This window comes from Erwinia sp. MYb416 (assembly GCF_037479575.1).
Classification (GTDB): Bacteria; Pseudomonadota; Gammaproteobacteria; order Enterobacterales; family Enterobacteriaceae; genus Erwinia; species Erwinia rhapontici.
Genome location: NZ_JBBGYT010000125.1, coordinates 1 through 548, shown reverse-complemented (window position 1 = coordinate 548; position 548 = coordinate 1). Strand labels below are relative to the sequence as shown.

The 548-nt window shown below is 46.9% G+C and carries 2 protein-coding genes; one reads left to right on the top strand and one right to left on the bottom strand.

From position 1 onward, the window contains the following. The first annotated feature begins 140 nt into the window (after positions 1 to 140). The gene (locus WH277_RS01175) at positions 141 to 305 is read left to right on the top strand and encodes a YdcA family protein (RefSeq protein ID WP_339456133.1); all 165 of its coding nucleotides are present in this window, start codon (positions 141 to 143) and stop codon (positions 303 to 305) included. A 102-nt stretch (positions 306 to 407) separates the two neighbouring features. On the opposite strand, the gene WH277_RS01170 is transcribed toward WH277_RS01175, so the two are convergent. Continuing rightward, on the bottom strand, positions 408 to 548 hold a 141-nt coding region (locus tag WH277_RS01170; RefSeq protein ID WP_339503888.1), incomplete at its 5' end, for an IS3 family transposase.

The following is a 548-nucleotide window of genomic DNA, read 5'->3' as shown; positions in this document are numbered from 1 at the left end:
GATATAGCCTGAGAATTGCAGGCTTTTTTTTAGGTAGCGTTGATCAAAAGCGGATTGTTCTGATATAAATTTGCAGGCGTCTATGGGACGCAGTAGACACTAAAAGCATCATAATATTGGGACATTCGAAGGGGCGATACATGAAAAAAATTGTTTTAGTGACAATCCTGTCACTCTTTGCACTCACAGCAACCGCAGCAAACAAGCCTTGTTCTGGAAAGAAGGGCGGGATTTCTCACTGTTCCGGCGAAAAGTTCGTTTGTAATGATGGTTCAATCAGTAAGTCGAAGAAGATGTGCCGATAGACTGGAAAATGATTAGCGGTACTCTCGCTTCTTGTCGGTATTTACTGAGGCTTTTGCATTTGAGGTGTGGAGTGACCCCGAGCCCGTAGACAGTTTCTGTCCTCACGGCGAGGCCTTTTCGAAGGCCTCCGGACTGACGCCACCGAGATGGCTGTGACGTCGGGTACGGTTGTAGAACTCTTCAATGTAATCGAAAATATCTGCCCGGGCCACAGCGCCGTGTTTTTGTATCGTGACGGCATA